Annotated in this window: 26 protein-coding genes and 1 pseudogene; 4 read left to right on the forward strand and 23 right to left on the reverse strand. The window is 48.2% G+C overall.

Annotation, left to right across the window (positions count from 1 at the left end; genetic code table 11):
• The 14 genes and pseudogenes from JT26_RS10385 to JT26_RS01555 all read right to left on the reverse strand — a co-directional run.
• Positions 1-210 (reverse strand): annotated as a pseudogene (locus JT26_RS10385) (conjugative transposon protein TraM); the annotation flags it as partial.
• Positions 161-493, reverse strand: coding sequence for a TraL conjugative transposon family protein (locus JT26_RS01495; RefSeq protein ID WP_025837619.1), 333 nt, complete (start codon positions 491-493; stop codon positions 161-163). The pseudogene JT26_RS10385 and the gene JT26_RS01495, both read right to left, overlap by 50 nt.
• Positions 490-1,113 carry a conjugative transposon protein TraK gene (traK, locus tag JT26_RS01500; protein WP_004584343.1) on the reverse strand — a complete coding sequence of 208 codons (624 nt, stop codon included), beginning with the start codon at positions 1,111-1,113 and terminating at the stop codon, positions 490-492. The genes JT26_RS01495 and traK overlap by 4 nt, the downstream gene beginning before the upstream one ends.
• Before the next feature lie 6 nt (positions 1,114-1,119).
• Complete coding sequence (gene traJ, locus JT26_RS01505) at positions 1,120-2,211, reverse strand: conjugative transposon protein TraJ (RefSeq protein WP_036845167.1); 1,092 nt, start codon at positions 2,209-2,211, stop codon at positions 1,120-1,122.
• Between the two features lie 2 nt (positions 2,212-2,213).
• Positions 2,214-2,843 carry a DUF4141 domain-containing protein gene (locus tag JT26_RS01510; protein ID WP_052110283.1) on the reverse strand — a complete coding sequence of 210 codons (630 nt, stop codon included), beginning with the start codon at positions 2,841-2,843 and terminating at the stop codon, positions 2,214-2,216.
• 33 nt (positions 2,844-2,876) lie between these two features.
• On the reverse strand, positions 2,877-5,363 hold the full coding sequence (locus JT26_RS01515; protein WP_036845173.1) for a TraG family conjugative transposon ATPase: 2,487 nt from the start codon (positions 5,361-5,363) through the stop codon (positions 2,877-2,879).
• Positions 5,360-5,737: a DUF4133 domain-containing protein gene (locus JT26_RS01520; protein WP_036845177.1), complete on the reverse strand. Its 378-nt coding sequence runs from the start codon at positions 5,735-5,737 to the stop codon at positions 5,360-5,362. Before JT26_RS01520 ends, JT26_RS01515 begins: the two co-directional genes overlap by 4 nt.
• A 4-nt stretch (positions 5,738-5,741) precedes the next feature.
• Complete coding sequence (locus JT26_RS01525) at positions 5,742-6,041, reverse strand: DUF4134 domain-containing protein (RefSeq protein ID WP_036845180.1); 300 nt, start codon at positions 6,039-6,041, stop codon at positions 5,742-5,744.
• Positions 6,042-6,216: 175 nt separating this feature from the next.
• Entirely contained in the window at positions 6,217-6,804 is a 588-nt protein-coding gene (locus JT26_RS01530; protein ID WP_036845183.1) for a hypothetical protein, read from the reverse strand.
• The gene (locus JT26_RS01535) at positions 6,792-7,532 is read right to left on the reverse strand and encodes a ParA family protein (protein WP_036845186.1); all 741 of its coding nucleotides are present in this window, start codon (positions 7,530-7,532) and stop codon (positions 6,792-6,794) included. Before JT26_RS01535 ends, JT26_RS01530 begins: the two co-directional genes overlap by 13 nt.
• Before the next feature lie 29 nt (positions 7,533-7,561).
• The gene (locus JT26_RS01540) at positions 7,562-8,155 is read right to left on the reverse strand and encodes a hypothetical protein (protein ID WP_036845189.1); all 594 of its coding nucleotides are present in this window, start codon (positions 8,153-8,155) and stop codon (positions 7,562-7,564) included.
• Positions 8,152-8,529, reverse strand: a complete 378-nt coding sequence (locus tag JT26_RS01545) for a DUF3408 domain-containing protein (protein WP_235299999.1) — start codon at positions 8,527-8,529, stop codon at positions 8,152-8,154. The genes JT26_RS01540 and JT26_RS01545 overlap by 4 nt, the downstream gene beginning before the upstream one ends.
• Position 8,530: 1 nt before the next feature.
• Positions 8,531-8,959, reverse strand: a complete 429-nt coding sequence (locus JT26_RS01550; protein ID WP_036845191.1) for a DUF3408 domain-containing protein — start codon at positions 8,957-8,959, stop codon at positions 8,531-8,533.
• On the reverse strand, positions 8,943-9,725 hold the full coding sequence (locus JT26_RS01555; RefSeq protein ID WP_036845193.1) for a ParA family protein: 783 nt from the start codon (positions 9,723-9,725) through the stop codon (positions 8,943-8,945). Before JT26_RS01555 ends, JT26_RS01550 begins: the two co-directional genes overlap by 17 nt.
• A 794-nt stretch (positions 9,726-10,519) precedes the next feature.
• Between JT26_RS01555 and mobA the strand changes: the two genes are divergently transcribed.
• The 4 genes from mobA to JT26_RS10890 all read left to right on the forward strand — a co-directional run bounded on the left by mobA (position 10,520) and on the right by JT26_RS10890 (position 14,783).
• The gene (gene mobA / locus JT26_RS01560; RefSeq protein ID WP_036845197.1) at positions 10,520-10,933 is read left to right on the forward strand and encodes a conjugal transfer protein MobA; all 414 of its coding nucleotides are present in this window, start codon (positions 10,520-10,522) and stop codon (positions 10,931-10,933) included.
• The gene (gene mobB / locus JT26_RS01565; RefSeq protein WP_036845200.1) at positions 10,918-12,147 is read left to right on the forward strand and encodes a conjugal transfer protein MobB; all 1,230 of its coding nucleotides are present in this window, start codon (positions 10,918-10,920) and stop codon (positions 12,145-12,147) included. Before mobA ends, mobB begins: the two co-directional genes overlap by 16 nt.
• Before the next feature lie 15 nt (positions 12,148-12,162).
• On the forward strand, positions 12,163-14,175 hold the full coding sequence (mobC, locus tag JT26_RS01570) for a conjugal transfer protein MobC (protein WP_036845204.1): 2,013 nt from the start codon (positions 12,163-12,165) through the stop codon (positions 14,173-14,175).
• Positions 14,176-14,579: 404 nt separating this feature from the next.
• Positions 14,580-14,783, forward strand: a complete 204-nt coding sequence (locus JT26_RS10890; protein ID WP_028897442.1) for a hypothetical protein — start codon at positions 14,580-14,582, stop codon at positions 14,781-14,783.
• Between the two features lie 263 nt (positions 14,784-15,046).
• Here the strand turns inward: JT26_RS10890 and JT26_RS01580 are convergent, their stop codons facing one another.
• The 9 genes from JT26_RS01580 to JT26_RS01620 form a co-directional block, all read right to left on the reverse strand.
• Positions 15,047-16,258, reverse strand: a complete 1,212-nt coding sequence (locus JT26_RS01580) for an ATP-binding protein (protein ID WP_036845207.1) — start codon at positions 16,256-16,258, stop codon at positions 15,047-15,049.
• Between the two features lie 152 nt (positions 16,259-16,410).
• On the reverse strand, positions 16,411-16,746 hold the full coding sequence (locus JT26_RS01585; protein ID WP_036845210.1) for an RteC domain-containing protein: 336 nt from the start codon (positions 16,744-16,746) through the stop codon (positions 16,411-16,413).
• Between the two features lie 22 nt (positions 16,747-16,768).
• Positions 16,769-17,017 (reverse strand): hypothetical protein, encoded by a 249-nt coding sequence (locus tag JT26_RS01590; RefSeq protein ID WP_036845214.1) that lies wholly within the window; start codon positions 17,015-17,017, stop codon positions 16,769-16,771.
• 214 nt (positions 17,018-17,231) lie between these two features.
• Entirely contained in the window at positions 17,232-18,470 is a 1,239-nt protein-coding gene (locus JT26_RS01595; protein WP_036845220.1) for a DUF5074 domain-containing protein, read from the reverse strand.
• A 35-nt stretch (positions 18,471-18,505) separates the two neighbouring features.
• Positions 18,506-20,848: a TonB-dependent receptor gene (locus tag JT26_RS01600; protein ID WP_036845226.1), complete on the reverse strand. Its 2,343-nt coding sequence runs from the start codon at positions 20,846-20,848 to the stop codon at positions 18,506-18,508.
• 10 nt (positions 20,849-20,858) lie between these two features.
• Positions 20,859-22,118, reverse strand: coding sequence for a DUF1302 family protein (locus JT26_RS01605; protein ID WP_036845229.1), 1,260 nt, complete (start codon positions 22,116-22,118; stop codon positions 20,859-20,861).
• Positions 22,118-22,903 carry an outer membrane lipoprotein-sorting protein gene (locus JT26_RS01610; protein WP_036845232.1) on the reverse strand — a complete coding sequence of 262 codons (786 nt, stop codon included), beginning with the start codon at positions 22,901-22,903 and terminating at the stop codon, positions 22,118-22,120. The genes JT26_RS01605 and JT26_RS01610 overlap by 1 nt, the downstream gene beginning before the upstream one ends.
• 22 nt (positions 22,904-22,925) lie before the next feature.
• Positions 22,926-24,650, reverse strand: coding sequence for an ABC transporter ATP-binding protein (locus tag JT26_RS01615; protein WP_036845233.1), 1,725 nt, complete (start codon positions 24,648-24,650; stop codon positions 22,926-22,928).
• On the reverse strand, positions 24,643-26,421 hold the full coding sequence (locus JT26_RS01620) for an ABC transporter ATP-binding protein (RefSeq protein ID WP_036845234.1): 1,779 nt from the start codon (positions 26,419-26,421) through the stop codon (positions 24,643-24,645). The genes JT26_RS01615 and JT26_RS01620 overlap by 8 nt, the downstream gene beginning before the upstream one ends.
• Between the last annotated feature and the right edge of the window lie 15 nt (positions 26,422-26,436).

Genomic DNA, 26,436 nt, shown 5'->3' on the forward strand with positions numbered 1-26,436 from the left:
TGCCATCGGGTCGGGCACTTCCGTGTTGAAGCCCTTGGTCTGTTTCTCCTCTTCTTTCTCCGACGGAGCGAAAATGAGCCACATGGAGCCTGCAAAAAGCAGAAACATCAGGGGATAAATGATAAACTTCTTTTGCCTTTGTCTCTCTTCTTCCGTCAGCTCAGGCGAGGTACTCGTATCGGAGGCTGTCTTTCTTTTGAATGGGAACATAATCGTAATACTTTAATAGGTTGATACTGTCTTGCGGATAGAGCCGCCTTACTTCAGGGGCTTCTATATGCTTGATTGCCGGTAGCCTTTCCTCTTCGGAGTCTCCTTCGGAAAAGATACGGTACAAACCGTTGAAGAAAACATAGTTGGCAAGGAAGGCGAAAAAGAGAAGCATCGTCAGGACGACATATAACCTCATATGAGTGGGGATGCGTCCGCACAGGCGGCGGAGTCTTGCCTCCGCTCCCTCCTGCATCATTCGGAACAGACTTTTCTTTTTCATCGCTTACGAGTACTGATGTCCTTGTTCTCCAATATTTCAAATCCCTCGATGTTGAATCCGTTCGGATTGTCGTCGCTGCGGCTCGTATTGAGCAGGCGACATACGGTCACGAGATTGCGCTCGGTCACGTTGGTTGCACGGATAATCATCTGCCGGGCGTACGTCCGTACCGAATAGGGATAGTGGTCAAAGTCACAGAGTACGCTGTCCACCTGCACGACCTGATTGATGTTTCCTGCCACGATACGGTTGTAGTACCCTTTCTCGGAGAAATCCCGATAGTAATTGTAGGCACTTTTGTCCGCCAAGAGCAGCGCACGGGAGATATTCCCCTCGATGGCACTCTTATCGGGCGAAAGGGTGAAGAACAACTCGTGGAAGCGGCGCACGTGCTCTTTCGCCTCGGCGGGTCTGTTCTGCGACAGATCCTGCGACAAGGCGAGCATCAGCGACTTACCGCCATCCAGCACATAGATTTTCTGCCTTTGAGCTTCGGCAAAGGAGTAGGCACTCCATACCGAATAGCCCGCAAGGGCGGCACACAGACAGACGACAACCAAAGTAAAAAGGCGTATCTGCCTGAAACTTGTTTCGATATTCTTTAATGACTTAAATTCCATAGCGTTTTAATTTTGTTCCGATGGTTCGGAGGATTTGTTTTCTCCCCGATGAAATAATTTTCCGGCAATCTCTTTGGCTTTGCTGCCCGCATGGTTCATCATGCTTCGTCCGTGTCCCACGGCAAAGCCGCCTGCGGCTCCACCCACGGCACCTGCAATACCGGCACCCTTTCCTGCTGCATAGTTCACGTTTTTTCCGAAATTACCTGCTCCACCTGCCTGTATCACCCAGCCCGCAACCGTTGGAATGGTAAAGTAGCCGATGATGCCGATAATCATAAATACAAGGTAGACCCCATTCGAGGCATCTATCGTATAGGTAGGGTCATTTTGTAGCTGTGTGATGTCATGCTTGAGCATCAGCTCCTGAATCTTCGCCAGCATCGAGCTGAACAAGTCCGCCACAGGTAGCCACAGATAGATGGAGATGTACCTTGTGAACCACTGCGTGAGGGTACTCTGAAAACCGTCCCACACGGAGATGGCAAAGGCTATCGGACCCAAGATGGAGAGGACTATCAGGAAGAAAGTCCTGAGCGTGTCGATGAGCAGGGAGGAAGCGGCGAAAAGCAGTTCCAAGAACTCCCGCACCATATTGCGAATAGATTTCTTCAGGTTATACATACCTCGCTCCACATACATCCCTGCCATCGTCGCCATGTCCGAGGGAGCGATACCGAGTTCATCCAGTTTCTTGTCGAACTCCTCGTTACTGACCAAATAGGCTGTTTCGGGATTTTTTACCATCGCCTCGTACTCCAGCTTGTCCCGTAACTTGCGGTATTCGTCCATGCTGAAGGTCTGCTTTTCGAGCATCTTGTGTGTACCCTGTACAATGGGACTGAGCACCCCGTTGATGGTCTCCAGCACCATCGGAAAGAAGAGGATACAGAGACCGAGCGCAAACGGACGGAGCAACGGATAGACGTCGATGGGTTCGGCACGGGCAAGCGTTTGCCATACTCTGAGTGCCACATAGAAGAGCGCGCCCAAGCCCGCAATGCCTTTGGCGACGCCTATCATGTCGCCGCACATCGGCATCATCTCCGTGTAAAGGGTACGGAGGACTTGGTGCAGGTTATCAAATTCCGCTCCCATACCTACCAATACCTTTCGTTGTCCGTTCCATAGAGCGAAAGCACCCGGTCGGTATCCTGCTGCTTCTTGGCTCTGAGGTAGCTTACGGAGATGTTCTTGTTCGTGTAGTAACGCACGAGGTTGCGGTAGTCCCGCACCTCCTTGTAGCAGCGATCCACCACGTCCATACGCTCCTTGTCGGTCATTTTCAGTGTGGTGATGTTCACCACCTGCTTCAGCTCCTTGAGCAGGTTGTTGCTCTCTCCGAGCAGTTTGGTGTAGCCGTTGGCAATGGCAACCAGCTCCTCCGGTCGGAAGTTCGGGTCGGAGAGCATCTTCTTGTAGTTGTTCACATAGATGTCGGAGATTTCCCCGACCATCAGGATGGTCTCTTTGACTCGTTGGGCATCCCGCACGAGGTCATTCACTTTTTTCAGAGCGTCGTAGTACTTCTTGCTCTCATTGTAGAGTTTCTCCACCTCTTTGAAGTTGTTGAGCGTGTTCTTGACCGTTTTGGAGGTTTGTATGATTTCCTTGGTCGTGTTGATGATGCTCTGTGCAAGGTTGGTGGGGTCTGTGACTACCCACTGGGCGTGTGCGCTGCCGGCCAGGAGGCAACCGCACGTGATAAGCATTAAAATTTTCTTTCTCATTTTACGTTGGATTTTAGTGATGATTATTCTTGACTATTCTTCTTCAGTGAGCTGCCTGATGGCAAGCTCCATGTTGCCACCGAGTTGCTCGGCACGGGCCAGTACGCGCATTTTCTCTGTCTCCTCCGTTGTGTAGGTGAGGTATTCGGCTTTTGATACTTCGGTGGCATAGACAGCGGATTGTACACCACCCAGTCCGATCCATACCTCCTTGTATGACCTCGTGGCATCGTTGCTCTGGTTGATGGAGAGGATTTGCCCCCGTTCCTTGTCCGTCAGTCCCAAGAGTGCCTGAATCTGGTCGAACTTGTTCATGTACTTGCGCTGGTCAAGCAGTATCTTGCAGTCGGAGTTGTTGATGATGCTTTCCTTGACTACGGGAGAGGAGATAATGTCGTCCACCTCCTGCGTCACCACAACCGCTTCGCCAAAGAACTTACGCACGGTCTTGTAGAGGTAGCGTATGTATCCCGCCATATTTGCGGAAGCTATCGCCTTCCAAGCCTCCTCGATGAGGATGACCTTCCGTATTCCCTTCAGACGCCGCATCTTGTTGATAAACAGTTCCATAATGATGATGGTCGTGATAGGGAAAAGGATGGGATGATCCTTTATCGCGTCGATTTCGAAGACGATGAAGCGGGCGTTCAATAGGTCGAGTTGCTTGTCCGAGTTCAGCAGATAGTCGTATTCGCCACCCTTGTAGTACGGCTCCAGCACGTTGAGAAAATTGGCCAAGTCAAAATCCTTTTCCCTGACCTTTTTCTCACGAAGCAGAGCCGAGTAATCGGTGGTGAGATACTCGTAAAAGCTGTTGAACGAAGGGACGATACCATCATCCGTCTTGATCCGCTCGATAAAGAGCGAAACGGCATTGGAGAGGGCAACCTCCTCCGAACGGGTGGCAGGCTCGTTGTCTTTTTTCCATAGGGTCAGCAGTAGGGTCTTGATGCTCTCTCGCTTCTCCACATCAAAAATCTTGTCCGTCGTGTAGAAGGGATTGAAGCTGATGGGACTCTCGTCTGAGTAGGTGAAATAGACCCCATCCTCGCCCTGCGTTTTGTGGCGTATCATCTCGCACAAGCCCTGATAGCTGTTTCCCGTGTCTACCAAGACGATATGGGTGTTCTGTTCCCAGTACTGCCTTAGTAGGTGGTTGGTGAAGAACGACTTGCCCGAACCCGACGGTCCCAAGATGAACTTGTTGCGGTTCGTGATGATGCCTTGCTTCATGGGCAGATCGGAGATGTCGAGATGAATAGGCTTTCCGCTTCGGTCTGCCATCTTAATGCCGAACGGAGACAAAGAATCACGGTAGTTGGTCTCCTCATTGAAGAAGCAGACCGCCTGTTCGATGAAGGTGTAGAAACTCTCTTCGGCAGGGAAATCGGCTTCATTGCCGGGAATGCCCGCCCAGAACAGTGTCGGCACATCCACCGTGTTGTGTCGTGGCTTGCACTCCATCAGTGCCAGCTGACTACCCACATCATTGCGGATAAGGCGGAGTTCCTCCTCATCCTCGCTCCATGCCAGCACGTTGCAGTGGCAGCGTACCGAGGTAAGTCCGAAGCTGTGTGCCTCGTTCAGATATTCGTCAATCCACTGTTTGTTGATTTGGTTGCTTCGGCTGTAACGGGAGAGCGAGTGCATATTCCGTGCGCTCTTCTCGAAGCGTTGCAGGTTCTCCGCACTGTCGTCAATCAGCACATACTGGTTATAGATATGGTTGCACGGGAGCAACAGCCCAACGGGAGCGGCAAAGGAAAGGCGGCAATCGCTTCGGTCGGTGGAGAGACGCTCATAGCGCATATCCGTTGCGACCTGTCCGGGCAGGTCTTCCGTATCGGAGAGCGTATGCAGGCAGAGCCGCTTGTCGCCGATACGCATACGGTCGGCTCTCAGGTCGATGTCCTCCAATACCGTCGTGTCGGAAAGGGAGAGCGAGAAATACTTCTCTATCAGTCCCGGTTTTTCCTCCGTGCCGACAATCTCCTCGTCGTTCAGTCGGATAAGACGAACAAAACCGCATTCGTTCATAATCCGCTCGAATTGCTCGGTCGCTTCGAGGAACTTGCGGGCGGTATCCTTGTCCCGTACCTCCTTGGGGATGATATGCCCCCGGCAGAGGGTGGAGAAGTTGCTCTGCTGTCGGCTGCGGTTCTTGGTTGTCTTAGTCAGGAACAAATAACAGTCGTGATGAAGGAATGGTCGCTCGTTGAAGTGCCGCTCGAAACTTCGGGAAAGGAAGCTCATATCCTCCTTTTGCAATTCCGGGCGGTAGCCCTCCTTGACGAACCAATCCTGTTTGTGTACGATGCTGTAGGTCGGCAACACCTTGATTGCCTTCACCCAAGCCGAATGAATGGCGACATACTCCGCACTTGTCACCGTATAGAGTTCGGGAAGTTCGACCCGAAAAGCGACCGTGATGTCGGCGTCCTTCGAGAGGATGCACCCCTCTTCAACGGCAAGCAGCGGAAAGCGATTCTCCAGCGTGGTGGCTTTCAGTATATTTCTCATTGCCTTTTCTCCTTTTCTTTGTTTTTCCTTTCTTCCTGTTCTCTCTTTACTCTTCTCTGTTCCTTATGTCGGAACAGACGAGGAATGCGACGACGGTTGATAAGATATCGGGGATGGCTGTGCAGCGCGGAACGCTTCATCAGCCCATATTCCCCATACTTCCTGTTCAGGGAGAAGGTCTGCCACACCAGAACGGATGCGGCAGTCCCTCCGAAGCCGATACAGATCCATTGATTGACACCCGCCATGTAGAGGATGACAAACAGCACGAAAAGGGCGAGTAGCCCTCCGGCGAAGATGAACAGATACTGGCTTTTGAGTCCCTGAAACTCTACCGAGCGACCGATTCCCTTGTTGATGGGATAGGTCTCCATAGGCTTAGAGGAAGAAACTTCTTAGAATGGTGGCTGCGACAATGAGGAAGATACACGCCCCGAACCAGCTCGCGGCGGTCTTCGAAGTGTCCGGATCTCCGGACGCAAACTTTGAATAGACCTTTACCCCTCCGATAAGTCCCACAACCGCACCGATGGCATAGATGAGTTTCGTGGCAGGGTCGAAATAGCTCGTCACCATGTTGGTGGCTTGGTTGATACCCGACAAGCCGTTGCCTTGGGCAAAGGCAGAGGAAATGGAAAGCAGCAGAATGGCTGCGAAAAGAAAATGTTTCTTGGTCATAAATCTTTGTTTTGTGCCAGAAGGATTGGATATGTCCTCCCGACGGATGAATACTGTTGTTACTTTTGGATGTTAGTGGTGGCTCTCTTAGAGTCAGCCGTACTCTTTTTCTTTCATTGTTCCTGTTATATTAAAGGGTCCATACTATTGGGGGTAAAACCGATCGGAAAAGGTGTTACGCTTTTTTGCCGCTGTAAAGCTCCTCGAAACGGGCACGGACGATTTCATCGATCGTGGCCGAACGTTTCGCATCGCTTCGGAGCGTTTCCATCAGCCGGGTTCCTTCCAACGCTCTCAGCGTATCGCCGGTACTCTGTCGCTCTGCTTCGGTGTGGGCGTGGCGGTGAATGACCGACAAGGCTTCCAGCACCCGTTCAAAATCAATTCCCATGGCGTATTCGCTTTCCCCCTGTATGGGAAGTTCTTCGTCCTCCTCTTCAAACGATGGTGCATCCGAAGATTCATACGTTAAAGGAATCTCATCTATGTCGGGCAGATTATCCGGTTCTTCCGATAGTTCTTGTCCGTTTTCGAGGGCAAATGTAGAAGCCTTTTTTGCTTCCGCCTCGCCTTTGGCATAACTGCGTACTTGTGGCGTTGAATGGCCTCTCTTAAAGCGACTTTTACCGATGATTTCTGCTTCAGAGACTATTTGGCAAGGCTTTTGGGGTACTCCCTTCTTTCTTCTTTTCCTCTCATACAAGAGAAAAAGAAATAGCCACAGGAGATAGAGCAAGAGAGCGGCAAGGACTATTCGGTACATAGGCGTTGCAGGATTTCGTGAAGTTCATCGCCTAACTGAATACAGAGCCTGCTCAACTTCCCTCCTTGGGGTGGTAAGAGGGTGCATACACCTCTTCTGCGCTCGGAAAGCAGCGGACGATATAAACGGGAGTGGCTCAATGAGGTCTGCATCAGCAAAGCTCCCGTTTCATCGGCAAGAGTGCGACAGCGTTCGTCGGCTTCCTCACGTTCCCAAGCCTGTATCATATTGCGAAGCAGGTAAAGCTCACGGATATTGCCCTTGCCCATCGTCAGTATCTGCTCTCCCAAGATGTCGATGAAACGGCGGACAGCTTCCATATCCATCGGACTGCCCGTAACGGGAAAGAGAACGGCGTCCATTGTCGAAAGCAGTTCCACTGTCCCTTCGGTACGCATCAATGCAGGGAGATCGAAGAGGATACAGCGAGGGGGATTGTCCGCACAGTGTCGCTCCACCCTGTTCAGGGCTTCCCGCACCGGAGCGCAGATAATCGGATAAGGGGTGCAGGGTATCCGATGCTTCAGGTGCATCAGGCTTTGATGATTTAGTTCCTTCGACTCTTGTTGCCGCAGACGGGCGATGGTATAGACGGGATGGTTGCAATCCACGACAACGACATCGTACCCTCTGTGGTATTGCAGAATGCTTGCGGCAAGTACCGTAAGCGAAGTTTTGCCGACACCTCCCTTGGGGGAAGCGATGGCGAGATAAATGGGTTTACTCATATTTTCTCTTTTCTTTGAACGGGTGAATACTATGTCTTGATAAATCGTTTGTAATCGAAGTTGCCTGACTGAACCTCTTTCGGAGCTTCTTCGGCAACGCGCTCCAGCAGTTCGCGGACACGTTCCCCGGCCGCTTTCTTAATTGCTTGGAACATCGGGGAGTCATGTATCTTATAGATGGTTTCAGCAGCTTTCGCCGCTTCCTCTATCGGAGCATTCTTACAGGAGAGGACACTGCCCATTTGTTGCAACTCTTCCGCGGTGATGCTTTCCGAAAGGGAGTGGCTTTCACCTTGGACTTCCACCAGTACATATTTCTCATCCTCTTCGGAAATGTTCGGAGAGGTCTCTTCCAACACTCCTGTTTCAGGCTTCTGTTCTTGTTGTTGCTCTTCTTCAATGGGCAATTCGGCTAAAAGGATATTCTCCTCTTGGGAGGATTCCTTTTGGGGGATACGGATGGTGACGACGACTTTCCCCTTGCCCCGTTCCTTGAAAAAGAGTTGCAAGTCACGGTAGAGTTTTATGGCACTCCGATAGCGTCCGTACAGGAAGCGGGCGACCTGCACGCTGCCGAGATAGGCTAAGCCGACCAAGAGCAGAATAAAGACGACCTGCTTCATCGCTCGAAACGTTTACGGAACTGTTGCTCAAACAAGGCGTCTATCTCACCACGGTGACTCTCTAAGTGATGCCGGAGGATATGTTCTACGAATGCCCCAATCGTCAATTTGCCTGCGGCTGCCACGTAGACGATTTCGGCAATCTCTTCCTGTGTCTTTTTGGAAATGAACACGCCCTTTCGGTCTCCGATGCTCAGGGGTTGCAGAAAGGCGGTTTCATAATCGCTTCTCTCTTCCTGAAAGAGACCTATAGAGTGTCCCTCGGAATGTTCGATGAGCGTGGTGGAGTTACGGATGGTTACTTTTGAAGAGACGCTTTTTCGTTCTCTGCAGGTCTTATTGCTTGCCATTGGTTGATCTTTTTTCTGTTTCATATCACAATAATTTCTTGAAGTTCTTTTCACTTAATCGGTTGATTTCTTCCTTGTAGTCCTCTAAATGTTTGAGCAGGATATTTTCCACGTACATGCCCAATGTCATCTCCCTCTTTCGGATGAAGAGGACGATTTCCGACAGTTTGTCCTGCAACTCTTTGGAGATGTAGATTGCCTTGCGGTCATACAGGTCATTGCGGTGCATGAAGAGTGAGATGTAACCTCCTTTGGCGGGATTCTTGCGACGTGTTCGGATGGGTAGTTGCGGTTCTTCCGAGACCTCTTTCCCTGTTTCCGGAACAGACACATCCACCTCTTCGACGGAGGCAGGCGGTATCATCTCGCTCTCTTTCTTTTTCATCGGGATACCCTGCGAAATCAGTTCCCGGATGGCGACGGGGTCTATCGCCCCTTTATTCTTCTCTGCCATACGCTTCAGGTTTTACGATGGATAGGATTTCCTCCACAAGCTCTTTCAGACGACTGCCTTTGAGCAGCGTGCGGGAGGCGGGAAAGATGGTCGAACGGAAGAGGGTTGTACCCTCATCCATCACTTCCTTTTTGTAGCGGGTCGTATTGGGGACTGCCGTCTTCAAGACCGGAAGTCCCAACTCGGCAATGACCTTTTCATACATCGTATAGAGGGGTGTTTTCTCTCTGCCGTCTACCATGTTCCAAAAGAGGTAGATCCCTTTGTTGGCAGTGTCTGTATTGTCGGTTATCACCTCCTTGATGATGGCTGAAAAGCTCAACGTGCTTTCCAAGGATATACGGTCGGCGGAGATGGGTGTGAAAATGTAATCCATATTGGAGAGAGTGGTCAGCACACCGTCATTGTTGATGGTTCCGGGCAGGTCAAAAAAGACGAAATCCGTATCCGACTCATGTGTTTCCAGATATTCCCTGACCGTATCCACGGCTGCCTCTGCCGTGGCACAAAGGATGGTGTACGTGGGCTTTTGCAACTCGGAGAACTGGGTGGCTGCCAATTCCTGCAGCGCGGGGTTGCGATCCACCCCCTGTGCGTCACGCTGACGCATCGCATTGATGCTGAATTGCGGATAGTCGCAATCCACCACAATAAGGTTATACCCGCAGGCATAGTGCAGGTAACTCGCCGTCAAGACCGTAAAGGTCGTTTTGCCGACACCGCCCTTCTGGGTGGAGAAGGCTATGAAAACAGGTTTCTTTTTCATTTCATTTTCTGTTTAATGGTTCTACATATATGTGAGGAAAGGCGTATGCACACCTTGGCTTGTTTCCTTGAAAAGGCAGATATGGAAATGAGTCCGTGAGGGAATAAATCTCCGGACAGGCATACGATAAGGTATTCCGATAAGAGAACATAGACCCACTTTGGGGGATATGTCCCTCCTTGTATAAGGGTGGAGCTATATGACGGGAGGCATACTTGCACACGTCCACCCATCCATACTTCCACGCTTGTACCCTTGCACAAGGGTATAAGGGTACATGGGTGCAATAACTTGTAGATATTCTCATTCCAGTTCCCATTTCCTTGATTGTCTGTTCAAATGGATGCGGACAGGTTTTTAGACTTGGATAGGCAGGTATGTCCACCAACCTGCCCCTGTTCGACGGAGCAAATATAGATGCCCTCAAAGCCTCTTTTCTACCCTTTTTGCTAACTGCGTACTTGTGGCGTCGATATGCGTACTTGTGGCTACTTATGAGGTAAGTGTCTTAGCCACAATGGGTAGTAACTTTGCACCTAAGCGGAAAGCCGAAGCTTTCGAGGTATAAAGCGTTCTTTTTTGAGATACTCGACTTCCGTCCTTCGCGGACGGATTTATTTGCGTCGGAGCAAATAGCAAGGTATGTTTTATGCAGCACGACTCCGTTTTTGCAGCATAAAACCCTTGCTCTTGCAGAGGGCTGAAAAAACTCCGAAGTCGTTTTTTCTTGGAAGGGAGAATGCCTTGTCTCGAATGCCGGTGATGCCGTGAAACACTAAAATCCAAAGTAGAAAATGAAACAAAAGAAAATGCGGGGCATAAGCTCCAAAGAGAAGACCGAGAAACGAGTCTCGGTAAACTTTACCGCGATGGAATTTGCCGAGTTTCTCTTCATGAAAGAAACGGCGGGCGTACAAAGTCAGTCGGCTTTCATCAAGGCGAGGGTCTTTGACAAGACTTTCCGTGTCATAAAAGTAGACCGTTCGCTGCTCGACTACTATCAAAAATTGACGACTTTGTACGGGCAGTTTCGCAGCGTAGGGGTCAATTACAACCAAGTAGTGGTCGCCTTAAAAAGCAATTTCACCGAGAAAAAAGCCTACGCCATGCTTGCCCAACTGGAGAAACTGACACTTGAATTGGCAACTATCGGAGGCGAAATCGTACAACTCACCCGTGAATTTCAGGAGAAATGGTCGCAAAAATAAGCTACGGGAGTTCCCTTTTCGGGGCGTTAGCATACAATGGAGAAAAGGTAAACGAGGGTGTCGCGAAGATTTTGGAGACCAACAAAATGTTTTGTTCTGCCGACGGCACACACGATATTGCAGCCTATATGCAGGACTTTCTGACATATATGCCGAGCCAAGTTCGCACGAAGAAGCCCGTTATTCATATTTCCCTGAACCCGCATCCCGATGATAAACTCTCTGATGAGCAGTTCTCTGCCATCGCACAGGAGTATATCGAAAAGATGGGCTACGGCAACCAGCCCTTTGTCGTGTATAAACACGAGGACATAGACAGACATCATTTGCATATTGTCACCTTAGCCGTTGATGAACAAGGGAAGAAGATTAACGATGGCAACAACTTCTACAAGAGTAAGCATATCACCCGAGAGATAGAGCAGAAATATGGCTTGCTGCCTGCCGAAAGGCAACGGGCAAAAGAGACTTTTCGACTGCAAAGAGTCCGTCCTGAAGAGGGAAATCTCAAAAAACAACTGGCTTCGGTTATCAAACCTGCAGCGAAGTTCTATCATTGTCCGAGCTTCAAAGAATACAGAGCCTTGCTCTCCACCTATAATATATGCGTGGAAGAGGTCAAGGGAGAAATATATGGAAAGCCCTATAATGGATTGGTCTATTTTGCTACCGATGATAAAGGTAAAAAGGTGGGGAATCCTTTCAAGGCTTCTCTTTTCGGGAAAGCTGTCGGATATGAAGCCCTACAAAACAGGTTCAAGGCTTCAAAGGAGAAAGTGAAAGAAAAACATCTTGCTCCTAAGACCAAAGCGGTCGTAGCCGGAGCATTGAGGCATTCTGCCACAAGAGTGGGTTTCAGGGATAATCTCTATCACAAGAGGATTGATGTTCTCTTTCGTGAGAACGACGAAGGGCGGCTCTATGGCATCACCTTCATAGACCATAACAACGGCTGTGTGGTCAATGGCTCACGATTGGGCAAGGAACTTTCGGCAAACGCCGTTGCCGAGTGGTTCGACCGCCCGCATCCCGAACTGTCTGCTCCAATACAGCAGAGTGAGAAAGGCAGTATTTCCCAAACTCAGACTTCGGACGGAGATTCCGTCTTGGGTGGTATTCTCGATTTGCCCTTGGAAGCACACGGAACGGATTGGGAGGAAGAGCAGTTCCGCAGACGGATGCAGCGCAAGAAAAGAAAACAACGTAAACTCTAAAAAAACAGAAAGATTATGTCACAACAAGAAGACGATTTGAGGGCATTGGCGAAAATCATGGATTTTCTACGTGCCGTAAGTATTATATTGGTGGTTGCCCACCTCTATTGGTATTGCTATGAAGCGATACAACTATGGGGCGTGAATATCGGTGTGGTGGACAGGATACTGATGAATTTCCACCGCACGGCGGGACTGTTCGGCAATATGCTCTACACCAAACTCTTTGCGCTGGTACTGATGGGACTTTCCTGCTTAGGTACGAAAGGTGTGAAAGAGGAGCATATCACTTGGTCGAAGATAGGGGCATTCATGGGTGTCGGCTTTGTCTTTTTCTTCCTCAATTGGTGGATACTCTCCTTGCCGCTGCCCATTGAAGCCAATGCGGCTTTCTATACCTTTACGATCACCGTAGGGTATGTGTGTCTGCTGATGGCGGGACTCTATATGAGCCGCCTCTTGAAGAACAACCTGATGGAGGATGTCTTCAATCAGGAGAACGAATCCTTTATGCAGGAAACAAGGCTCTTGGAAAACGAGTACTCGGTCAATCTCCCGACCCGATTCTATTACCGCAAGAAATGGAACAAGGGTTGGATAAACGTGGTCAATCCTTTCCGTGCGGTCTCCGTATTGGGGACACCGGGTAGCGGTAAGTCCTATGCCATCATCAATAATTTCATCAAACAGCAAATCGAAAAGGGATTTGCCATCTACTGTTACGACTTCAAATATCCCGACCTTTCCACGATTGTGTACAATCACCTGCTGCACCACTCGGAAGGGTATAAGGTCAAGCCGAAGTTTTACGTGATCAACTTCGATGATCCTCGTCGGTCGCATCGCTGCAATCCGATACACCCCGATTTCATGAGCGATATATCGGATGCCTATGAATCGGCTTATACGATTATGCTCAACCTTAACAAGACGTGGGTACAGAAGCAGGGTGATTTCTTCGTAGAATCTCCCATCGTTCTCTTTGCCGCCATCATTTGGTATCTCCGCATTTTCGAAGGAGGGAAATACTGTACCTTTCCCCATGCCATTGAGTTTCTCTGCCGAAAATACGAGGATATATTTCCTATCCTGACCTCTTACCCCGAATTGGAGAATTACCTCTCTCCCTTTATGGACGCTTGGCTCGGAGGAGCCGCTGACCAGTTGCAGGGGCAGATAGCTTCCGCTAAGATTCCCTTGTCAAGGATGATAAGCCCGCAGCTCTATTGGATTATGACGGGCGATGATTTCACGCTGGACATCAATAACCCCAAAGAGCCTAAAATCCTGTGTGTAGGGAATAACCCTGACAGACAGAATATCTATGGAGCAGCATTGGGGTTGTATAATTCGCGCATTGTCAAGCTCATCAATAAGAAAGGAATGCTGAAAAGTTCGGTGCTCATTGACGAGTTGCCTACCATATACTTCAAAGGGCTTGATAATCTGATAGCCACTGCTCGAAGCAACAAGGTAGCGGTCTGTTTAGGTTTTCAAGACTTTTCGCAACTGAAGCGCGATTATGGAGACAAGGAAGCTGCTGTAGTGATGAACACCGTCGGGAACATTTTCTCAGGACAGGTGGTCGGCGAGACGGCAAAGACCTTATCGGAGCGTTTCGGAAAAGTGCTTCAAAAACGGCAGAGCATGAGCATCACTCGAAGCGACAAAACGACCTCCATCTCCACACAAATGGACAGCCTTATTCCTCAGAGTAAAATTTCCACGCTCACACAGGGAATGTTTGTGGGAGCAGTTGCCGACAACTTCTCCGAACGTATAGAGCAGAAGATATTCCACTGTGAGATTGTGGTGGACAATGCGAAAGTGGCAAAGGAAACAGCCGCTTACCGACCTATACCTATTCTGACGGACTTCACTGATGAAAACGGAGAGGATATGATGGAACAGGAAATCAAGGCAAACTATGACCGAGTAAAGTCGGAGGTGCGGGAAATCGTGGAACGAGAACTGCAAAGAATTGCCGATGACCCGGAGCTTTCAAAGCTGCTTAATACCAAGAAATAACAAGAAGTTTTCCTTGGCTCTAATGTTGGATTTTTGTATTTTTGAATACGCTAAACGATTACACTATGAATTGTTTTAATCATACTAAAGAACCAGCGGTTGCACAATGCAGCGATTGCGGAAAAGGGCTGTGTCCTGAATGTACGGAGAGATACCAACCGATACTTTGCACCCCCTGTTTTCAGAAGAGAAAACGCAGCGAGATTTGGCGAAGCATCTTCTGTATGTTGTTTCTCANATGTACGGAGAGATACCAACCGATACTTTGCACCCCCTGTTTTCAGAAGAGAAAACGCAGCGAGATTTGGCGAAGCATCTTCTGTATGTTGTTTCTCATCGCCTTGTTTGTCATAGGTTTCAAGTGGAACTTCTTGGCGACCAAAGGCTTTGAGGATATGAGATGGATGTCCGGATATGTGCTGATGGCGATATGGTCGGGCTATCTCTTCGTGGAGAAGTTTATTCCCTATAAGATGGTTGCGGGGACAAATGGACAGTGGATTGTTTACTATATTATCAAACTGCTCCTCTTTGTCGTCATAGGAGTTTTCACCGCACCTTTCACCTGCCTGTGGGCTGTCTACAGAGTTATCAGGGCTTTTCGGTAAGAGGATGCAAATTCTCCAACTAAGGGTTGGATTTTTCTAATCTTCTTTTGCGAGACACGAAGAGTTTCTGCGACCAATAGTTGCAGAAACTAAATCAAGGGAGGTACTCCGAAACCGGAATACCTCCCTTTTGATTTACTGCATCTTGTGTTCTCTTCATTTCGGCTCCCTTATAAATGAAGAACGCCCCTCAAGTATGCTGTCTTTCGACGCGCCTGAGAGGCTTATTGTCTTTTAGTTATATCCTGCAGAGAAGTATAACATCATCCCAACAATACCTCTATGTCACACCTCAGAAAGTCTTCCAACGAAACGCCTCCCGAGCCCACGACAAAAGATTTCTTGGGATGGAATGCCTCCACAAAGACAGGAAGACCTGAGTTCATCCCGCGACGACCGCTTTTCACCTCAATAGCTGTCACCTCACCATCGTTTACGATGATGAAATCCACCTCTTTGTCCTTATCTGCCTTGTTCCTTGCAGGCTCTCGCCAGTAATACACTTGATAGTCTGCCTCCTCTGCCATGCCCAGCAAATGAGCACCTACCGCACTCTCCACCCATCGCCCCCAAAGCGTCGTGTCCGTTCTGTCCATAAGGAACGACCTGCCTTTATATGCCGTCAGCAAGGCGTTGTTGTACACTTGGTATTTGGGAATGGAGCCACGCTTTCGGGCATCATCATTGGCATACTTTTGCAATCCCGTCAGCAATGCACACTGGTCGAGTATCTCCAAATACGAAGCCAACGTAGTCACGTTGCCGGCATCCTGCAGTTGTCCCATCAGTTTTGTCAGAGAAAGTATTTCGGCAGAATAACCGCACCCTAACTCAAACAATTGTTTCATAAGGGCAGGCTTGTAGATGTTGGAGGTCATCAGTACATCCTTTTCGATGGCGGGAGCCACCAACGAATCCTTGATATACTTACGCCAACGCTTTTCGTCACCAATCATGTGGGCAGCACCGGGATAGCCGCCAAAGTAGATGTACTCGTCGAGTGTCACTCCGAAAGCGTCGTGCATCTCCTGATAGCTCCAATGCCCGAGGCGAATAAGTTCAAAACGCCCTGCCAACGACTCCGTAAGTCCTCTCTTGAGCAACAGACGGCTGCTGCCCAGCAGTACCACCTTCAGATTGACATGCTTGCGCGTGTCCTCGTCCCATTCTCTCTTGACCACCTCGCTCCAATTGTCAATCTTCTGGATTTCATCAATCACAAGCAGGCGTTCAGCCTCTCCACGGAGTGTCATGGTGGTTCGTGCTCCTTCCCACACTCGGCGTATCCAGTCGCTGTCTTTCGGATCGACGGCATCTGCTACTTCTACCGAATATGGAATAGGTACGTCCTGCAGCACCTGCCCTACGAGAGTAGATTTGCCTACTTGTCTCGGACCTGCCAATACTTGCATAAAACGCCTTGGCTCCTGAATGCGTGCTTTCAGCGTGTGATATTGTTTGCGAATATAGTTCATGCTCAAATCTAATGATGGATTTACTCAATTGTGATGAGTATTTTACTCAATTCTGCATGTAAAAATACTCAATTCTCTCTGTTTCTCCAAATAAAATTGCCGTAAACTTAAGGTAATCGGCAAATGAGAGGGAGAGAGTTCCTCCTTTTGATTCACCGTTTCTTGAACTTGCCGCCTTTCAGGTCGCTCTCCACCATACGCTTGTTCAGCTTCTCTCGGAGTTCATCAAGAAAGTAGGTTCGGCTGTCATCCTTGCGGCGTTTCATGTTCATATAGACGTTGTAGCAGTTCTTGATTTCTACACCAAAGATTTCAGAAAAGGTATCTGCCAATTCTTCTATACCGATTTCACCATCGTTAATACAGTCACAGGTATCGAGTGCATAGAGTAGTTCGACCAAGTCGGTTGCTTTACCTGTCCAATGGATACAGAAGGAATTGGATTGCAAACTCGGAGGTGATAAAGATAAAACTCCTTGCATTCGCATATACCATAATTCTAACTCTTTGTCAATGACGTATAGCAGCTCTGATACATTTTTTCCCCATCTCCGTTGTTAATCCGCTCTTTTCGTAGATTGTTTGTAAATGGAATCGAGTGTAACAAAGAGCCCGAAATAAAGATTGTGGATTTCTTTCCGTTTCGCTTAGTTTTATTACATCCTTGATAAAACTATCACAAACAGCCCTCATTTGGATTGCTGTCAAATCATTTGAAATTAGTTGTTCAAATGCAGTTGTTTGTATAAGTCGTTTCATATTGATAATTTATTCATTATAATCTCGTTTTCCTCTTTGTATTTCAATTGTTCATCTTTTTGTTCGATTGCAGGTTCTCCACATACAGAGGCAAATGATGGAGATTTGTAGTATCCGTATCGGTTCTAACTTGAACTAGAGGATAAAAAAGAGGGCAAAGAAGAAAGCAGAGGGTTCTGCTCCCGTCTTCGCCCTCTTGGTTATAGGCTATGATTTACTTGCCAATCCATTCTATTGCCATAGGGTTTCCTACAGTGGTTATCATAGGAGTTGGATTGACCTCAGATGTCCGAGGATTGAGATAATAGATTCCTTTGGTCGTTGCTGAAGCATTGCAGATGGCCAAGCCGTCTTTATACTTAGAGACCAATACACCATAGCCGTTGGACAATTCCAGTCCTTCAATTTTCGTCATCTTCTGATTGTACAGGTCAAATACAACGGCTCTGCTTGCGATAGCGGCATGCCCTGTTTCGCCAGGCTTGTAATAGCCCGGAACATCAATGTATCCGTAGGCTTTGCCGCTGGCTATATAACAGATAGAAGCCGCAAATCCGGCCGTTTTCTCTTCTCCTTCAATAGTTGCTCCGGTTATCGTCCAATGATATGTGGGGTCAAAATCCGTTTCGCCCTTTTTGATTCGCAGTATGCCAGCCTTATGTCCTGCTACCATTCCGAAATTGCCGAGACAAGAGATGTATATATCCCCTTTTTCATCCATGAACAAAGACTTCGGGTCAATGGGACGTGTAGCTTGAGAGAAACCACTGGCTTTCTCCGAAATCATCTTGACCAGCTTGTCCGTCTTCGAGTCAATGACGGCTACATCTGCTTGTTTGTAATCTTTAGGGCTTGTCCAGCCTCCCACCATCTGACTTAGACCTGCAAACACGTATCCGTCACGTTCTATCATAATTCCTATGTCGGGATTATTGTCCTGTATGCCCAAAGATGTCAGGTCTATCTCTCCCGTCTTCTGCATTGTCTCGGGATTGAAAATGTAGATTACCCCCAATCCGGCAAGCGACAGATACGCCTTTGTCGGAGACAGCTTGACGAGGCTGTTGGCACTGTTGTTGGCAGGCAATGGCATACTGCCCACTTTCTGCAAACCACTGTTTGTGCGGCGATACTTGATCAGTTCATTCTTGTCCATAGTCATGTGATAGCTTGGGAAGACATAGACCTCATCACCTATTACCATGGGGTAAGAACTGCCAAAGGGAACATTTATGCCATTTTTATTGTCAACAGCCATCGTCGTGCCCAACTTGGGCTCGTCAATGAGTTGCATATAGACTGTTCCATCCATGCCCGTAGCATTGGGCAAGGCTGTCAGTAGCAGTACATTTCCCGTACCTCCTGCTATGGGAGTGTCCGGATCGTTCTTGTCACATGAGTTGAGACACAGTGCAGCAAACATGGCTGCTGCGAAAATCATTTTCTTTTTCATTGCTTTTTTTGTTTAATTGATTATTAGATGATTGATTACTTGAACACATATCTGAATCTGACGATGAAACTACGTCCTGGCAAGGGGCGATTGAATTCGCTGATCATTTGCGTATCGGTCAGGTTGTTTATTTTCCCCATAATGAAGTAGCGTCCATTGCCGAAACTCTGCTCAAAGCCCATACTGCATGAGAAGGTTCTCGGTATGCGATGCTGCTGGAACTGGCTTTGCTCGAAATCATAAAGGTATTCTTCCACGAATGAGGCATCGGTAAATATGCGCGTGTTCATTCCTCTGCCTCCGAATAGATTCTCCTTGTGAAACTCCAGTCCTGCATTTGCCATCAGATAAGGTATATTGGGCATACGGCTGCCCTTCGTCGGATTGGCAATGGTGGTGTTTTGTTCATACCTACGCATATCTCGCAGGTCTTGATAGGTCGCGTTTACGTAACCATAGAGCCAACGTGTGACATCGGCTTTCACCTCTGCTTCCACACCAAGAGTCCTCATCTCGCCAAAATTTTGATACTGCGATTGCAAGAAGCCTCCCGTAAAGCGAATCATGTCCTGTAGATACATGTAAAAACCATTTACTTCTACTTGCATGTTGCTGGGAGACTTTCCTGTCAGGTCAAACATCATTCCCACGTTTACACTTGTGTTGCGTTCAGGAATCAAATTGCCCGCAGGAGCTATTACATATCCATCGCCCAGCAGTTCTTCTTCCGATGGAAGCCTTACATCATACCCGAGTGACGCTTTTGCCATCAGGGTGGGAGTGATACGGTAACGAAGCGCATTGCTGATGCCGAAATCATTCTTGCGAGTATCTATATCTTCCGCTGAATTTGTAAGAATACTTGCCATCCGCGTTTTCATCAAATAGTGGTAATACTTGATATTGACAGAATTGAGGAACTTATCGTCTGAAGAGCGATAGTCGTAGTTCAATCCCGCCACCCAGTTGAGCATATTGCTTGGAAATTCAGTACGGTAGCCAATGACCTTGTCCTTTATTACATCCTTGGGGTTGGCACGGGCATATTTCAGCAAAGAGTTAAAGTTGACCGAATGGTTTTCATTGACAAGATAGTTGAGATTCAATTTGTGCTGTAATTGGTGCTTATCATTCGTCAATAATGAAGCCCATTTGCCGATTTCGCCACCAAATTTGGAAGCCGCCGGATAATGCGTTCCGTCCCAATGTGTGCGATGAGAGGCGGTATCGGCAAAATTATAGTTGGTGTAAATATATCCCAGTTGCCAATCCAAGTCCAGCCCTTCCAAGAGAAAGTTGTCCTTCTCCATCTTATTGGCGAAAATAAAAGCGTTGGAATGGCTGTGGGCATACTGAATATTTGACTCTATCCCCTGTATATCCTTATAGGTATGTATGAAGACAGGTTCAAATTCCACCAAATCAAACCACCACTTCCGAGCCTTAAAGCTGCCGCCGATAACCGTCTTCTTAAACTTGTCGTGATCTCGGGTTATCGTAAGCCCCTCCTGGAAGGGAGACTTCATCTTGTAGTTATTGTCGGAATGGTTATAAAAACCTCCTAACCCGAACTCGATACCTTTTGAAGCAATGTTCATCTTGCTCACCACAGATGCTTTGTGGGTATTGAAACTTCCATAAGAATAATTCACGTCCAAATACTTGGGAGGATACTCTTTGACGACAATGTTTACGGCTCCTCCCACGGCAGATCCTCCGAACTTGGCGGGAACAACACCTTTATATATCTCAATGCGATCAATCATTTCCACCGGAATATCATTGATGTCGATAAAATCGGAATTATCGTTCATCGGATGCCCGTCAATGAAAAGTCCAATACGTTTTCCTTCCAACCCACGTACCGAAATACGAGAAGCACTGCCCACACCACCCATCGTCCGCACGGTGATACCGGCAGTCTTTGCCAGAACATCCTGCACATTGTTGACCGTTCCTTGTATCTGACTCATGCTGATTACGGATATAGGCATTGCCTGCTCCCGTATCTTACGGGCTTCGCTCTTGCCCATCACAATAACCTCTTCAAGCGATTGGGATTGGGCTTTCATGCGGATGATGATTTTCTTGCCTCTCTCCTTACCTACTGTGATCTTACTGGTTTGCGCGTGGTAACCCATAAATTTCACGGTAAGCGTATAGGTGGCTGGGGGGATGTCAGAAAAAGAGAACTCCCCATGCCCATTTGCTGCAACGCCCTTTTTCAGTTCCTCTATAAAGATGGTTGCACCGGGTAGCGGTTCTTCGCCTGAATCGTCGATAACTATGCCCGCAATCCGTCCTCCCCCTGTTTGAGCGGAGACACTAAGGCTCATGAGCATTAGTGATAAGAAAAGATAGAGTACTTTCTGTTTCATTGTTTTATTGCTAAAAATTATATTTTGCCTTTGCCCATATTTCTGAATTGTTTTTGTACCTACCGAATATCCCCTCATTGCCTCCAAACCAATCATAACCTACCGATAGTTGGATGTGGTCATTCAGCGCATAGGAGGAGGTAAAGCGGCTGAACCATCCCTTGTGGTTGAGGTCGAAATAGGTGAAGTTGGATAATTGCAATGTGCTGTCCAACAGTTTTTTAGACACATTGAGCGTGAGGAGTGACTGATGACGAGGTTGTGCTATTTGATTTTCATATCGCAGAATACTTTCCGAAGAAAACTGCGCCATCACCATCCATTCATGAGGCGCATACCAATCCACGCCCACGAGATAATTCACCGTGTTGAAGCCCTTCTGCTCCATAGCTCCCGCCTCGGGTTTGTAGCTGAAATGCTTGTCCACATTGAATGCTGCTTCGCCACGTAGGACAAACTGCCCCAACGGCTTGGATATATCTCCTCCGAAGAATCCCATGCGGTAATATCGTGGAGATACGGCCATGTGGGTACCTGAAGATCGGTAGGTAATCACAGGCATCTTGTTCCACGTATGCAAGGCAGCAATGGAAAAATCCACTCCCGGCAAGGTAAAGCAAAGTTTTCCTCCATATTCCATGTTGGAAAAACGGAACTTTGGGTGGCTTCCGTCCTCGTGCCAGACAAGGGGCTGAACGGTATTTTTAGGCAGCACGCTCCATGGATTTCCGGCATCGGTCGGCAACTTATACCCCTCGAAGGTCGGTACGGCAAGCAGCTCTAACTTCATCTTCTCATTAAAGACAAAGAAGCGCAGGGCATTGACCGGCATACGGATGTCATCGTAGTCCTGTGCCAAGAACTCCGTCATATCCATCGGAGAAACCAAGTCGGTAATGCGCACTCCGTCTGCCACACCCCAAATGACCAGTTGCCGACCGAGGCGAAAGCCCCAGTGCTCCTCTCTGTGGTCGAGATATGCCTCCCGCAGTTCAAACCCCGTGCGTTCCTTCAGCAAGGCATTGTGGGTGGCATTGAACGAGACAAAGAGCGTCGAACTGCCAAAACTTTTCCCTATTTCACCCTTTACCCGGGTGCGTGAAGACATAAAGTCGTTCGGCTTCTCGGAACGGGCGGCATGATAGGTATCAACAAAGCCTTTGAGTTGCCACGATGAAACCCCTTCTTCCTGTCCCCATGCGGCGTGTAGGGACAAGAGTGAGAGAAACAGCAGCAAAAACTTTATAGAACGATTACTTGTGTTTGTCATCAGAACCTACCTTTCTCCAAAGTGGTAACATTGAATTTTGTCTCCTCCATGGGAAGGTCATACTTGGGATTCTTAATTTCAAGAATCGTTTGATGCTCTGTCTGCACATTTGTCATGTGTAGCTTCTGTGCAACCCAGAATCCTGCTACTTTGGCAATGTCCGATAATTCAAGACGGCGGTGCAGCTTCCCCATTTTGTCATAATACTCCACCTTGACGGCTATCAGACAGTCTTGGCGTATGAAGGCTATTTTCTTGGAATAAATCTCGCGTTTGTCTTTGGGCGTAGATTCCAATTTCCAACACTTATGCCCATCTATTTCTTCTTTACCCAGCAGTTTGTGCGTGTCCTCATCCACGTTGCGACTGCCCATATCATCATAGGTAAAGTCACTGCCCATAAAGTAATCTTGCTTAGCAGACGAGCCGCTGATACGTCGGGTTTTCTTCATGGCGGGCAGGTAGAGCCATTTATCATCGTCCTTGTCGGGGTTGTCATAATCCCACGTGAGAAACCCCGTACCTTTTACGTCACCGGGGTATTGGAAGAACATAATGCTCTTGCGGTCTTTCTTTCCTTTGCCCACGTCGATGGAATAAGAAATCAGTTTGCGCTCGCGCACTGCTCCGCGCTTATTAATCAGTTTCATCACCAATTCCGATTGACGGGTATCGCCATCGGGACGGTCTTTTACTTTTTGGGCAATCTCTCTGCCCGTCTGAGCCATTGCCGTGGCGGCAAAAGCCAATACCACCAAACTTGTTAAAATAATTCTTTTCATCATGATTGATATTTTGTTGTTGATTTTATACCATTGACTTTTCAAGCATCTTCCGATAGGTCGCTGATTGTGCCTGCAACTCTGCGTCAGTGCCCATAGCCTCAATCTTGCCTTGATTAAGCAGCACTATTTTATCGGCTCCGCGAATAGTACGCATCCGATGGGCGATGACAATGACCGTCTTGTTTTTAATCAGCTCCGACAAAGCCTCCTGTATCAGGTTTTCGTTTTCCACGTCGAGCGAGGCGGTGGCCTCGTCCATCAGGATGATGGGAGCATCTTTCAGTATGGCCCTTGCTATGGAGATGCGCTGGCGCTCGCCGCCGGAAAGCCGCTCGCCGTTTTCGCCGATAATGGTGTCCATGCCTTCGGGCATGCGGTCGATAAACTCATCGCAGCGGGCTATTTTGGCAACGCGGGCCACCTCCTCGTCCGTAGCTCCCTTTCTTCCTACGCGGATATTCTCTTTTATGCTGGTGTTGAACAGCACCACATCCTGAAAGACAATGGCGTAGTTTTTCAGCAGCGTTTCGGGGTCTATCCGGCTGATGTCCTCGCCACCCAACAGTATCTTACCCTGCTGAATATCCCAGAAACGAGCTGCTAATTTGGTGAGGGTGGTTTTGCCGCTTCCGGAAGGACCGATCAAGGCGGTAACTTCGCCTTGCTTGGCGGTGAAGCTCACGCCGTTGATGACGGTATGGTCCTCGTAGCCGAACACGACGTCTTCGAAATCAATGCTGTAATCCTTGGGACTCATTTCCTGTTTGCCTTCCTGAACGGGCATGGTTTTAATCTCTTTGATACGCGTCACCACGCCGTCGAGCGCCACGATCATCGCCATAAAGGTGAGGATTCCCTCGATAGGCAGGTAGATGCTTGCCGTAAGGATGAGATAGGCGATATAGACGAGGATGTTGATTTGTCCGGCAATCAGCATATTGGCGCCGACAATCGCCACCGTGACGATGCCGAGCTTCATCAACATGCCTGCCAATGACGTGGCAATACCGGCGTAGAACTCCCCTTTCATCTTTGTACGGGTATTGCTGTCCAGCTTGTGGCAGAACTCGTTTAGTGACCGATCTTCCAGGTTATAGGATTTGATTTCTTGTATTTGGTCTATTTTCTCTTGCAAATCGTCGAACACTTCGCGACCGGTTTTCACGCATGCGTCCATGGCTTTCCGTTGTTTCCTTTTAGAAAGGGAAAAGAGCAGCAACGAGACGGGAATAACCCACAATGCCGCCAATCCGAGCTGCCAATTGTAGGCGAGTATCATAATGGAAACGATAATCGTGGAAATGGAAGTGGCATAGATATGCGGTACGGAGTGCGAAAATATCTGTTCATAAAATTGCAAGTCGCTCATCATGGTTGCCGAAAGGTCGGACACATCGCGCTTGCCGAAATAAGAAAGTGGCAGTTTCTTCAGGCGGTTGGCTATGTCGATGCGCGAGTTGGCACTCTCGTTATAAACATTGTCGTAAAGGCGCACATAGTCCCACCTTGCCACGATAAACATCACCAACAGCATCACTACGATGATGACAATATAGTCGGCAAGAGTTAGTTCTGCCGGTGCGGGAATGCCTTCCAGACCGCCCAGATACTGAAACAGAAACATAAATCCGACGATGGGTGGAAACATCTTGGTCAGATTCAGGATCGTGTGCGAGAAGATAGATTTTTTCAAGTTCTTCGCTCCCTGATCCGACATGGCATATTTTTGCTTTAAGAAATTATTCATTTTTACCTCCTATTTTCCAGTTGGCAGCTTTTTGATATTCGTTCCACAGCTTTTTGTAGGCACCACCTTGGGTTAATAATTCGTTATGTGTACCGCTTTCCACTATTTTGCCGTTCTCCATCACAAGGATTCTATCGGCATTAACCACGGAAGAGAGCCTATGGGCAATCATTAATGTGGTTTTGTCCTTTGACAGTTCCCTGAACGAAGCCTGAATAATATGCTCATTTTCGGGGTCGGCAAAAGCGGTCGCCTCGTCAAGGATGACAAAATCGGCGTTCTTCAGGAAAGCTCTCGCAATGGAAAGTCGTTGGGCTTCACCGCCTGAGAAATAGGTCCCCTTGGTACCGTAAACCGTATCCAAGCTCTTTTCTAAATTATCGACAATCTCTTTGGCTCCGGCCCTGACAAGAGCTTGCTCTATCTCCTCATTGCTGGCGTTGGGATTACCCAACAATAAATTCTCGCGCAGGCTCATCTTAAAGAGCTTGGACATTTGGAATACAAAAGCGATCTTTCGCATCAGCGCCGTTTTCTCATATTCCTTGATGTTGGTGCCTCCGACTAAAATTTCGCCTTCATCGGCATCATAGAAACGGGCTGCCAGACGTGCCACGGTGGTTTTTCCGCCTCCAGAAACACCGACCAAGGCAACAGTTTCTCCTTTGTTCACTTTGAAAGACACATTGTCCAGCACTTTTTCTTTCCCGTATGAAAACGAGACGTTCCTGAACTCCAGACCATCTTCAATTGCAGTTTTTCTGCCATAAGCGAAGTCGTCGTAATCCAAAGCGACGTCAATTTTATCCAATGCCAACTCGGCCAAGTAGATGAAGTTTTGAATAGATGCACTACGCATCATAAAAACACCGAATACTGGACCTATCAACAGATAGATAACAGAATTGCCCAGCACCTGCCGCATGTCGCCGCCTGTGGTGAACAGCATGATGGCAACGGGTACCAAGAAGAATGCTGTGGAACTTGAAATTGCCTCGTACAGCGACATTTTGTTTTTGAATCCCATGCTCCACCGTACCACGAAATCTTTCATCTTTACGATGAGCGAATAGAAACGTTCGAAACTCTCCACGCTCTGGGCAAAGGTTTTCACGACCGGTATGCCGCGCACGTACTCCACCGACTCGGCGGAAAGGTTGGCAAGTCCTTCGTAGTATTCTTCCCGCATCTTCATACCCTTTTTGGTGCTCATGGTTGCCATCAACAACATGCTTATGACCATCGGTATCAGGCTCACCAAGCCTAATCGCCAGTCGAAAAGGAAGAAGAATACCAACAGCACGATGGGCGAAACGATGGTCATGGCAAAGTCCGGCAGCTGATGCGCCAGTATGGTGTGGGTCTCGCCCGCTCCATCGACAATGGTTTTGCGTAGGTTACCGCTTTCGCGGTTGGCGAAAAAGCCCAACGGTTTCGCCATCATCTTCTTCACACTGAGCTTGATGATGTTCGCCTCTACCTCAAAAGCGAAGAGGTGGGATACCATTAGCGCAAAGAAATAGAGCAGCATTCCTGCTGCGGCAAAACTCGCCGCCAGAATTGCATAGTACCGTATGGAAACTCCATCGACACTATTGCTCAAAATAATCCCGCTGACAATCTTATGGATATAAACCATAGGCATCAGCACCATAATACCCGATAGGGCTGAAAAAATCATCGCCAGCGGAAGCATATAGCCCTTCTTGCCTGCGTATGGCAGCAACCGCTTCAAAACGGGCGTTTTCTTCTGTTTTTTTGTAGTATTCATTTGTATTCAATTATG

This window comes from Porphyromonas sp. COT-108 OH1349, assembly GCF_000768755.1.
Lineage (GTDB): Bacteria > Bacteroidota > Bacteroidia > Bacteroidales > Porphyromonadaceae > Porphyromonas_A > Porphyromonas_A canoris.

Coding starts and splice junctions, on each gene's coding strand:
- JT26_RS01530 (WP_036845183.1), bottom strand. CDS start 6,804: ATGTACCGAATAGTCCTTGCCGCTCTCTTGCTCTATCTCCTGTGGCTA.
- JT26_RS01600 (WP_036845226.1), bottom strand. CDS start 20,848: ATGAAACAGAAAGTACTCTATCTTTTCTTATCACTAATGCTCATGAGC.
- JT26_RS01550 (WP_036845191.1), bottom strand. CDS start 8,959: ATGGCAGAGAAGAATAAAGGGGCGATAGACCCCGTCGCCATCCGGGAA.
- JT26_RS01525 (WP_036845180.1), bottom strand. CDS start 6,041: ATGACCAAGAAACATTTTCTTTTCGCAGCCATTCTGCTGCTTTCCATT.
- mobC (WP_036845204.1), top strand. CDS start 12,163: ATGTCACAACAAGAAGACGATTTGAGGGCATTGGCGAAAATCATGGAT.
- JT26_RS01545 (WP_235299999.1), bottom strand. CDS start 8,529: ATGAAACAGAAAAAAGATCAACCAATGGCAAGCAATAAGACCTGCAGA.
- JT26_RS01615 (WP_036845233.1), bottom strand. CDS start 24,650: ATGAATAATTTCTTAAAGCAAAAATATGCCATGTCGGATCAGGGAGCG.
- JT26_RS01620 (WP_036845234.1), bottom strand. CDS start 26,421: ATGAATACTACAAAAAAACAGAAGAAAACGCCCGTTTTGAAGCGGTTG.
- JT26_RS01515 (WP_036845173.1), bottom strand. CDS start 5,363: ATGAGAAATATACTGAAAGCCACCACGCTGGAGAATCGCTTTCCGCTG.
- JT26_RS01495 (WP_025837619.1), bottom strand. CDS start 493: ATGAAAAAGAAAAGTCTGTTCCGAATGATGCAGGAGGGAGCGGAGGCA.
- JT26_RS01535 (WP_036845186.1), bottom strand. CDS start 7,532: ATGAGTAAACCCATTTATCTCGCCATCGCTTCCCCCAAGGGAGGTGTC.
- JT26_RS01595 (WP_036845220.1), bottom strand. CDS start 18,470: ATGAAAAAGAAAATGATTTTCGCAGCAGCCATGTTTGCTGCACTGTGT.
- JT26_RS01605 (WP_036845229.1), bottom strand. CDS start 22,118: ATGACAAACACAAGTAATCGTTCTATAAAGTTTTTGCTGCTGTTTCTC.
- mobA (WP_036845197.1), top strand. CDS start 10,520: ATGAAACAAAAGAAAATGCGGGGCATAAGCTCCAAAGAGAAGACCGAG.
- JT26_RS01610 (WP_036845232.1), bottom strand. CDS start 22,903: ATGATGAAAAGAATTATTTTAACAAGTTTGGTGGTATTGGCTTTTGCC.
- JT26_RS01540 (WP_036845189.1), bottom strand. CDS start 8,155: ATGAAGCAGGTCGTCTTTATTCTGCTCTTGGTCGGCTTAGCCTATCTC.
- JT26_RS01510 (WP_052110283.1), bottom strand. CDS start 2,843: ATGAGAAAGAAAATTTTAATGCTTATCACGTGCGGTTGCCTCCTGGCC.
- JT26_RS01580 (WP_036845207.1), bottom strand. CDS start 16,258: ATGAACTATATTCGCAAACAATATCACACGCTGAAAGCACGCATTCAG.
- traJ (WP_036845167.1), bottom strand. CDS start 2,211: ATGGGAGCGGAATTTGATAACCTGCACCAAGTCCTCCGTACCCTTTAC.
- JT26_RS01555 (WP_036845193.1), bottom strand. CDS start 9,725: ATGAAAAAGAAACCTGTTTTCATAGCCTTCTCCACCCAGAAGGGCGGT.
- traK (WP_004584343.1), bottom strand. CDS start 1,113: ATGGAATTTAAGTCATTAAAGAATATCGAAACAAGTTTCAGGCAGATA.
- mobB (WP_036845200.1), top strand. CDS start 10,918: ATGGTCGCAAAAATAAGCTACGGGAGTTCCCTTTTCGGGGCGTTAGCA.
- JT26_RS01585 (WP_036845210.1), bottom strand. CDS start 16,746: ATGCGAATGCAAGGAGTTTTATCTTTATCACCTCCGAGTTTGCAATCC.
- JT26_RS01590 (WP_036845214.1), bottom strand. CDS start 17,017: ATGAAACGACTTATACAAACAACTGCATTTGAACAACTAATTTCAAAT.
- JT26_RS10890 (WP_028897442.1), top strand. CDS start 14,580: ATGTCCGGATATGTGCTGATGGCGATATGGTCGGGCTATCTCTTCGTG.
- JT26_RS01520 (WP_036845177.1), bottom strand. CDS start 5,737: ATGGAGACCTATCCCATCAACAAGGGAATCGGTCGCTCGGTAGAGTTT.